The sequence below is a fragment of the Dyella acidisoli genome (assembly GCF_030160295.1).
GTDB lineage: Bacteria > Pseudomonadota > Gammaproteobacteria > Xanthomonadales > Rhodanobacteraceae > Dyella_B > Dyella_B acidisoli.
The window spans coordinates 1-9,029 of the sequence record NZ_BSOB01000021.1 but is presented as its reverse complement, the minus strand read 5'-3'; the positions used below and the strand labels follow the sequence as shown (position 1 = coordinate 9,029).

Below are 9,029 nucleotides of genomic sequence, written 5' to 3'. Positions count from 1 at the left end.
TTTCATGGACTCGCCCTCGCTCGTTACAGAACGGTGGATAGTTTTACTCTCCACCGCTGGCCCATGAGGCCTTATTTAGCGCGGGGGCGAGTCCATGTAATTACCCAACCACGACTCCAAAAAAATTCCCTCCCCTGCTACGCGCAGGAGAGGGAACCGGAGCAAACACTATGCGAGTTAGATCGGCGAATTCGCCGACACGCTGCTGTACTTCACAAACGCGTTGCTGCAATCCACCGGCGCCGGACTTTGGGTAACGGAATCGACGAACGTCACACCGCCGCCATGCTGCTGTTCCAACTCCTGCGCAAAGCTCACCGTACCCGGGCCGAAGGTGAAGGTGGTGTTGGCCGGCAAGACGCTCGGGCTACCGTCATGCCCCTTCATGGAGGCCTTCGGCTGCGCGCCGTCGAACTGCACGTTGTTCAGCGCAATCTGCAGCGGATACTTGGCGTATGCGGCGAATATCGCCTCGCCACCACCGTACGCGGCGCTACCCATGTCATGGAAGCCGGTAACCGTGATGTTGCGGAACGAGGGATATTTCGTCTTGGTCTTGGCCGCGCTGTAGAACGCGTCGAATACCAGCGGTTGACGTACATTGCGCACGCATACGCCCTGATAGGTCACGCCGCTCACCAAACCGCCGCGTGTCGCATCCGACTTGATGCGAATGCCCACGCTCTCTGAGCTGTCATGGCCGTCCACGACAAGATCTTCCACCGTCATGTCGCTCACACCGGTATTGGTCTCGCTGCCGATCGACAGGCCGTGGCCGTAGTACAGATGGTTGTGCGCAAACATCAGGTGCTGAGAGCCCGAACCGGAGCCGGCCTTCACCGCCACATGGTCGTCGCCGGTGCTGATGTACGAATAGGCCATCAGCACATGACTCGACTCGCCCGGATCGAAGCCGTCGGTGTTCTTCACTGTTTCAGGCGTGAAGCACGTCGCATAGGTTCCATTTACCGTATCCGGCGTGGTGCCCTCGGCGCACGCGTAGCCCGGCTGGGTGTAGGCAAGGCTCGGCGTAAGAATCTTGATACCCCACGCAGTGATGCCGTCCAGGCCATCGAACACGAGATGGAAATTCGGCGAGTTCTGGAACGTCACGCCGTACAGTGTGAAGTTGCTGCCACCGTTGACGTCGAGCAGGCGCGGATTGTGCTGTGTAACTTTGGACGAGAGCTTGGTCTGATAGGCGACGTCCCACCATGTCTTCGAACCAGCGTTGTCGCCTGTGGTCAGCACGCTGCCGCCGCGACCGTCGATCACGCCTTCACCGACAATGCCACTGTTCACGAGGTGATTACCGCTGATCAGTGGGTAGCAGGAATCTTTGCTGTTGGTATTGGCGATACCACACAGGCCAAGACCACTGTCGTAATCGGCAGGATTGCGCGAAGCAAACACCGTCACGCCCTTGTCGATCCACAGCGTTACGCCGGACTTCAAAGTGATTGGCCCAGTCAGCAAGCCCGATTCACCATGGCTGCCGACGACTAGCTTCACGGCCTCACCAACCGGGCAATGGTCGATGGCGCTCTGGATAGCCGTGGTATCCGGTGCCGACGTGGTCGGATCAGCATCGACCGAGGCATCGAGCAAGCCGTTCACCGGTTTCTGCGTTGCAGGAACGGCTTTGCATACCGCGCTGGCGACCGGCAGCGATGGTTCGTTGATCGTGCCCCAGGACGTCTGCACGCTGGAGGACGAAGTGGTCGTTGCGGCGAAAGCCGTGGCGAACATCATCGTGCCCAACGTGGCGCATACCGCGCGGGACAACACTTTCTGCGATAGGGATTTTGCTTTCATGCAATGCTCCGTGGATAAAACTTCGATTGAAACAACAAACACCCGTTTCTCTTATTCACCGCAGGAAGAAGGGAAAAATGTCATGCACGTTCGCCCACAATGACTCATGCATTACAAAACCATTTCACACACATGCGTAACGAACAATGCCTTGTCTGTTCATGACCAACGTGCGCGCGCAGCCACATCGGCGCTCGTGCGCAATGGCACACGCGCCATGTATTTACCCCTTTTCCCCTGATATAGCGATGCTGCGAACCGTGTCGTTGTCTGTGCGCATTTATCAGCGCAACACCACGATCGCTTGCTGCGAATAATATTAAGTGCAATAGCGCTAACGTTTGTTGATGACTCTCATAGATTCAACAACGTCATGCTTATCACTTTCTCGCAGCACCGCTCTGAAATGACTGTACAACCGAAGTGCTATCGATCTTCTGCTTAAAAAATGCAAACTGCATTGACGCGCAACTTGTCATGAGCGTTACCGACTGGCCTTTCATAACAAGCCGCTATGCGGAAAGCCGTCACACGCGCAGCGGCGAGTGACGGCTACAGTACCGCCCGGTAATAATGCCGGCTTCAATCACTCAGGCATCATCGACGAATGGTGATTCATGATCTTCCATTCGCCGTTGATCTTCTCGTAGACGTAGGTATAGCGTGCGTGCACTTTCTGCACCTTGCCTTCCTTCGTCAGCGTGAAGGTATAAACGCCGGTGTCGAGCGCGGCATCGTCGGCCAGGAAACGGATTTCCCGGTAATTGATGACTGCCTGCGGCTTCATCTTCAAAAATTTGACGAAGTAATCCTTGATGGCAGCCGGCGTGACGCGAACCTCGTTCGAAACCGTCGGCTCCAGCACGCCATTCGACGCATACAACGCAACCACCTTGTCGGCATCACCCGTGGCAAGCGTCGCGTTCCAGCGATCGAATAGCGCAGCAATTTCCGCTTCGCGCGGATCGGTCGGCGCAGCGGCAACCTGGCTGTATAGCTTTGGGATTGCAGCGTCTTTGGCAAATGCGGCGGTGCTGAAAAGCAATGCCAACGCAAGCAGGATTTGTTTCATACATGCTCCACAAAAACGAAAAAGCCAATGCGGCCATGTTTTGGCCGGCTAAACCAGTTTGCCCATCTCCTCGCACTCACGAGTCGGCCATTTGACGGAGATGTGGTTATGCCGAGTGGCATAAAGATCGAGCGGTTTGCGAGCAACTCGCTAGACGGCGGCAGCACGTATGCCAGCCTGGGCATGGCCGCTTCGGAGCACAGCGACACTGCGCTGCATCTTTTTACCGAGGTCGCCCTTGCGCTCGAAGCGTATGGCAAGCAGCCCTCAGCCATGGATGGCATTCTTGGCACCATCCTGCGATTCATGTCGTTGCAGGATGGATTACTGATCGCTCAAAAGGGGAACAGCTGGCATGTACTCGCCTCACGCGGTCACGCGCAGCCGATCGGCACGCGCATCACTGATCCGTCCGTGATGCACATCGTTGATGACGCATCAGGCCTGCCGCGTATTCACCAGCACTCGCAAAGCACACCGCTTACTGACTCCCAGACGGACGGTGGATTTGACGTTCTTATCCCGTTGCGCTTCAACCATCGCACGGCGGGGTTGCTGATGCTGACGAGTTCCAACGGCAAGACGCTTCCCGGTCTCGAACACATTGCTACGTTGCGTATAGTGGGTGTGACACTCGCTGCGGCCCTACTCGCATCACCGGAACCCACTCCCCTTGCAGCAAAAACCGACGCGGCATCTCCGGATAAGCTGCTCACCGCACGCGAGTTGCAGGTACTTGCGTGGCTACCGCACGGACTGACCAACGCCGGCATCGCGGAGAAGTTGAACATCGCCCCCGGCACAGTAAAAAGCCATGTCGAGCGCATCCTGCACAAGCTTGGTCTTTCGGATCGAACCCAAGCTGCGGTCTATGCGGCCAGATACGGGCTTGATGCGACCTGAGGCAAAATTCTCCGCAAACCCGTACGTTGACATGCAAAACTCAACATTGCCATGCCTGCATACATCGTGATGTTGGGGTTTGCATCCCAACCTACGCATGGCCTTCGTGACGTCATCATCGACGATGTGTCCTCATGCGGAAAAACTGAAATCACGACAGTCCGAAGATGACACTTTTTCGGTCATGATGTGACCAATTGCAACGTTATGTGATCGTCATCACTCACATTGCACATTGTCGACGGTTGCAGAAGTAACTAGGTTGACTCGGTCTATCGTTGGGGACGATAGATTTGTTCCACACGTTTTTTAGGGGATTTCCCGGTTGTGCGAGTCGTGCGGCTCGTGCTGACGGGAGCGTGTGAACCAAGCAGTGGCTACACAGCTTTACCACCCTCATCAAGCCATTCATCTCTATCCACACACTTGAGGTTTAACGGCCTCAGAGGGCCGTTTTGTCTCTTTATTTAGCAACGGGGAGTTTCTGATGAAGAAGAGCTGTATTTCGAATTACCGCAAACTGCTTCTGCCGCTGGCGTTGTCGCTGTGCGTGACAGCGCATGCGCAGGATGCCTGGGTGGCTACGCGTACACATGCAAGCCTGCAGAACACCGGCAGCCAGGTTGTCACGCTTACCGCAGCCCATCACCCGACGATCGAAGCTGCGCGGGTTTCAGAGCTTGAATCGGGCAAGCCAATGCACGTTTCGTTGAGCCTCAATCTGCGCAATGTCACGGAGCTGGAAACGTTTCTGGAAGACGTGAACAACCCGCATAGTCCGCTCTACCAGCAATTCCTCACGCCGGAACAGTTCAAGGCCCGCTTTGCGCCGACCGACGATCAGGTGAAGGCCGTCATTGCCCACCTCACCGCCTACGGGTTTCACCATGTGGAAGTTGCGTCGAACAACATGCTCGTTTCCGCCGACGGCAATGCCGCGGCGGTCAATGCCGCATTCCACGCACAGATGAAGACATTCACCTTCAAGAACAAACAGCACTACGCCAACGGCGCCGACGTCACCGTCCCGGCAGCGCTGGGCGAGATCGTGGATGCCGTGGTCGGCTTGCAGGATTACGCCAAGCCACACACTTTGATGCATCGCGCCTCCGACAAGTCGATGATTGCGGCCGCAGCGGGCGAAGTGGCCCACAATCCCACCGACTTCGCTTCCATCTACGACGCAGGCAGCACGCCCACGGCGTCCAAGACGGTGGTGGGCATCATCACGTGGGGTGATCTGAGCCAGACGATCAGCGATCTCGCCACGTTCACCATGGCCAATCATCTGCCCACGGTCAATACGCATGTCTCACCAGGCAGCGCCGGCACCCTCGCGGTCGACCAGAACGCTTTTTCCGAGTGGAATCTGGACAGCCAGAGCATCATCGGGATCTCCGGTGGTGTAAAGCAGCTGGTGTTCTATACCGCAGTCAACGGAGACAGCCAGGACAGCGGCCTGACCAACGCTACGCTGATGGCCGCGTACAACAAGGCGGTTACCGAAAACGTCGCCAAGGTGATCAACGTCTCTCTGGGTGGCGATGAAACAGCCGCTCACAATGATGGCAGCCAGGCGGCGGACGACAAAGTCTTCGCGCAGGCAGTGGCACAGGGGCAGACTTTCTCCATTGCGTCCGGCGACGAAGGCGTCTACGGCTGGTCCAACGATCCGACGGAGGGAGCGCAAGGCTACGTCGCCAACGGCAACGGCGTCGTGCAGATCGATCTTTCGCATTACTCGGTGGAAGAACCTGCCACGTCACCCTATGTCATTGCCGTCGGCGGTACCACGCTCAAGACGATCGGCAGCAAGACCTGGGCCGGAGAAACGGTGTGGAACGAGGGCCTTTCCTACGTGGACGAAACGAACGGCGACTTCAACGAAAGACTATGGGCCAGTACCGGCGGCGTCAGTCTTTTCGAAACTGCACCTTCGTGGCAGACGCGCGTGTTGGGCGCCAATGTCACCAAGCGCCAATTGCCGGATGTGGCGTTCGATGCTGCGTTGAGTACGGGAGCCAATATCTATCTACAAGGCCAGGCACAAGCCATCGGCGGCACCAGCCTCGCCTCTCCGCTGTTCGTGGGTGTCTGGGCGCGCATGGAATCCGCACATAACAACACGCTCGGTATGCCGGCGCGCAACATGTACATCCACTTCAACAAGCACAAGGCGCCGCTGCACGATGTGGTCTCCGGCAACAACGGCTATGAAGGCCACGGCTACAACGCCAAGGTGGGCTACGACAACACCACCGGTTGGGGTAGCTTGAATATCAGCGCGTTCGACAGCTACATCACCAAGTACTGGTAATTCACGCAAGCAAACGTGCCGGCCGCATGACGGCACGCGTTTCGAGTTTCAGCGCCCGCTCCGCACATGGAGCGGGCGTCTCCTTTTTGCGCCGCAACAAGTACTTGCCGCACGCACGCCTGATAAATTTTGTAATGCGTGATCGCGATTAAGTTAATCCCGCATTTGCTATACGTGCCGCTGCCAAGACAATTGGGGATTAGCGATATGCGTCAGCGGTTATTGAAGTGGGTGTTCGCCGGTTCGGTTTGCACGGTCGTGGCCAGCGCGATGGCCGCCAGCGGTGCGGATCATCGGGCGTGGGTGAACACCTGGGCAGCGACGCCGGATATCGCCGGTCCGGTCTTGAATGCACAGACGGTACGGCAGATCGTGCGCGCCAGCATCGGTGGCTCGGAAGTGCGCGTTCGCCTCTCCAATCTGTTCGGCAATGTACCGATCACCTTGGGGCCGGTGCATGTGGCGTTGAGCGACCATGAATCGGATACGGTGTCCGGCAGTGATCATGTGCTGCTGTTCAACGGCAAGCCCACGGTCACCATTGCCAAGGGCGAGAGCGTACTGAGCGATCCGGTGAAGATGGATGTGAAAGCGCTGCAGCAACTCGCTGTAAGCATCTACGTGCCGGCCGACGCGCAATACCACGCATCGACGATCCACAACGCAGCCCTCGCTACGTCCTATATCACCGAAAGTGGCGATGCCACCGCAGCGATACAGTTTCCCCGTGATGAAGTGAGCGGTAACCGCTTCTTTCTCACCGACGTTGAAGTAGCCAGCCCTTCTTCCAAACACACCATCGTCACCTTCGGTGATTCCATCACCGACGGCGTGGGTTCCAAGGACAACGCAAACGAACGCTGGCCAGATTACCTGGCTGTACGCCTGCAAGCCGATGCAAAGTTTTCGTCCATCGGCGTGGCGAATTCCGGCATCGGCGGCAACCGCATTCTGCACGACAACTATGGTCCAAGCGCGTTGGCGCGCTTCGACCGCGATGCGCTGGACAAGCCAGGCGTGCGTTGGATCGTATTGCTGGAAAGCATCAACGATATCGGCGGCTCAGGTTACGCATGGGAAGCGAAGGACAAGATCACCGCACAGCAGTTGATCGACGGCATGAAAACGCTGATCGCCCGTGCACACGCCAAGCACGTGAAGATGTACGGCGCCACATTGACGCCCTACGGCGGCAACGGCTGGCCGTATCACAGTGTGGCGGGCGAGAAGACGCGCCAGGAGGTGAATGCCTGGATACGCAGCTCCGGCGCCTTCGATGGCGTGGTGGATTTCGACAAGGCAGTCCGCGATCCGGCCGCACCGGAGAAGATGCTTGCCGCTTATGACAGTGGCGATCATTTGCATCCAAGCAGTGCGGGTTATCAGGCGATGGCCAATGCGGTGGATTTGAAGTTGTTTAGTGATAAGCCGTAAGTGCCTTTGCTTAGGTTGTGCTGGCGTCAAATTTCAACTCGCCAATATTTGCCCCCTCCCCTGCACGCAGGGGAGGGAGTCGAATGTCGCGCGGCGTGATATCCCAACAGCGATTCACGCCCCCAAGCAAGAAGCGCCGCACCCGGCATGGCAGGAAGCGGCCCCGAATCTGTCATTTCAGGACATTTTTTCCTGCGTTTTGGCGCATGGCGATATTGACCTCTTCTGACAGTTAATCGACCCAAGTTGCGATAGCGGTCAAATGCATTACCCGCGATGATTTCCCTGCCTGTTGTATTTGCCTAAGAACGTTAGGTGTGAAGTTGTCGCAAACCCGGATGTACGAGCTGCAGGTTCTTTAAGGGGAAGGCCTGCAGTTGCCGCATTCGGGAGGAATCATCCATGAAAGTGCATATCGGTTTGGCCGGCCTTCCCTACGAAGTCGAACTCAGGTTTTGGCTCGCCTGCAAACTCCTGATGTCCTCCCCCACCCCTGTTCAGTTGCACAAATGGGAGGGCAAGTCCTACGACATCCTTGTCGCCGATCTGGATAGCGAGCAAGGCCAAGTCGCCTACGAACTGGCTCTGTACAGCGACACCCACGTGCTTTTTCTGAGCAAAGACGAGCGCACTGGGCATCTCAGCGGTGCCCGCGTCGACAAGCATGCTACGGCTTCGGCCATTGCAAAGATGATCGAGCATGCGCTGCAGAACGTGCCGGCCGCTGCCAGCGACAATGTAGCAAAGGGGCTGCTCGGCATATGCCTTCTGCAGGGCGGAAACGGCCATGAGGTGCTGGTGCGAAACGGCACGAGTTCCGTGGTCATTCGCCACAATACCCGCCGCATCTACGCCAGTTCGAGAGAAGAGCTCGAAGTGGCGAAACAGCAACTGCTGGATGCAACCTGGTCTTGCGTAGCGATCACGGCACCCTGCGAACATCAGTACGAAGGGCTGATTTCCGAAAGCCTGGACAGCTTTCTGGTTTCAGCCTGCCATCGCCATCAATCCAGCCTCGCGCCGATCAGCGACACAGCCTACCGCCTTGGCGTGTGGCCGGATCTGATCGCATTTCCAGACAACAAAGAAGCGCTGCGTTTGTCTTCGGCACTGCATCGCAAGGGTTGGCACGTGCAAGGGCTGGCGGAACATTGCGGCGTGTCGATGGAAACCGCCAACGCATTCTGCTGGGCAATGCAAGCCAGCGGAGCGCTGAAACTCGATGACGGTACCGAAGAAGTCATGCTCGAACCTGCCAATGACGTGTTGCAGGTGCCGTTGGTGCAGCGGATGGTGCGTCGCTTTGGTTTGAAGGCGCGGCAGGTGCACGCCTGATCCAATGTAGGCTGGGATGACAATCCCAGCATGCCTTTACGACACTTCTCGATGCTGGGATTTCATCCCAGCCTATGTATGGACTCGCCCCCTTCGTCAACCGCTTTTTTCATCCCCGAATGCCGGCTGCATCTATGTATGAGGCCTCACCAA

6 protein-coding genes are annotated in these 9,029 nt (G+C 57.2%); 4 read left to right on the top strand and 2 right to left on the bottom strand.

Annotated features, from left to right (window positions below):
• Positions 1-177: 177 nt before the first annotated feature.
• Together QQJ86_RS12700 and QQJ86_RS12695 are read right to left on the bottom strand one after the other, a co-directional pair.
• A complete protein-coding gene (locus tag QQJ86_RS12700) occupies positions 178-1,815 on the bottom strand; it encodes a glycoside hydrolase family 28 protein (RefSeq protein WP_284321324.1) in 1,638 nt (545 codons plus the stop codon).
• A gap of 586 nt (positions 1,816-2,401) precedes the next feature.
• The gene (locus QQJ86_RS12695) at positions 2,402-2,887 is read right to left on the bottom strand and encodes an SgcJ/EcaC family oxidoreductase (RefSeq protein WP_284321323.1); all 486 of its coding nucleotides are present in this window, start codon (positions 2,885-2,887) and stop codon (positions 2,402-2,404) included.
• 108 nt (positions 2,888-2,995) lie between these two features.
• Between QQJ86_RS12695 and QQJ86_RS12690 the strand changes: the two genes are divergently transcribed.
• The 4 genes from QQJ86_RS12690 (at position 2,996) to QQJ86_RS12675 (ending at position 8,876) form a co-directional block, all read left to right on the top strand.
• A complete protein-coding gene (locus QQJ86_RS12690) occupies positions 2,996-3,790 on the top strand; it encodes a response regulator transcription factor (protein WP_284321322.1) in 795 nt (264 codons plus the stop codon).
• A gap of 487 nt (positions 3,791-4,277) precedes the next feature.
• Positions 4,278-6,107, top strand: a complete 1,830-nt coding sequence (locus tag QQJ86_RS12685; protein ID WP_284321321.1) for a S53 family peptidase — start codon at positions 4,278-4,280, stop codon at positions 6,105-6,107.
• Positions 6,108-6,314: 207 nt separating this feature from the next.
• Positions 6,315-7,541, top strand: coding sequence for an SGNH/GDSL hydrolase family protein (locus QQJ86_RS12680; RefSeq protein WP_284321320.1), 1,227 nt, complete (start codon positions 6,315-6,317; stop codon positions 7,539-7,541).
• Between the two features lie 402 nt (positions 7,542-7,943).
• Positions 7,944-8,876 (top strand): hypothetical protein, encoded by a 933-nt coding sequence (locus QQJ86_RS12675; protein WP_284321319.1) that lies wholly within the window; start codon positions 7,944-7,946, stop codon positions 8,874-8,876.
• Positions 8,877-9,029: the final 153 nt, after the last annotated feature.

Excerpts from the sequence above, each read along its gene's own strand:
- QQJ86_RS12700 (WP_284321324.1), bottom strand. The coding sequence starts at position 1,815 with ATGAAAGCAAAATCCCTATCGCAGAAAGTGTTGTCCCGCGCGGTATGC.
- QQJ86_RS12695 (WP_284321323.1), bottom strand. The coding sequence starts at position 2,887 with ATGAAACAAATCCTGCTTGCGTTGGCATTGCTTTTCAGCACCGCCGCA.
- QQJ86_RS12690 (WP_284321322.1), top strand. The coding sequence starts at position 2,996 with ATGCCGAGTGGCATAAAGATCGAGCGGTTTGCGAGCAACTCGCTAGAC.
- QQJ86_RS12685 (WP_284321321.1), top strand. The coding sequence starts at position 4,278 with ATGAAGAAGAGCTGTATTTCGAATTACCGCAAACTGCTTCTGCCGCTG.
- QQJ86_RS12680 (WP_284321320.1), top strand. The coding sequence starts at position 6,315 with ATGCGTCAGCGGTTATTGAAGTGGGTGTTCGCCGGTTCGGTTTGCACG.
- QQJ86_RS12675 (WP_284321319.1), top strand. The coding sequence starts at position 7,944 with ATGAAAGTGCATATCGGTTTGGCCGGCCTTCCCTACGAAGTCGAACTC.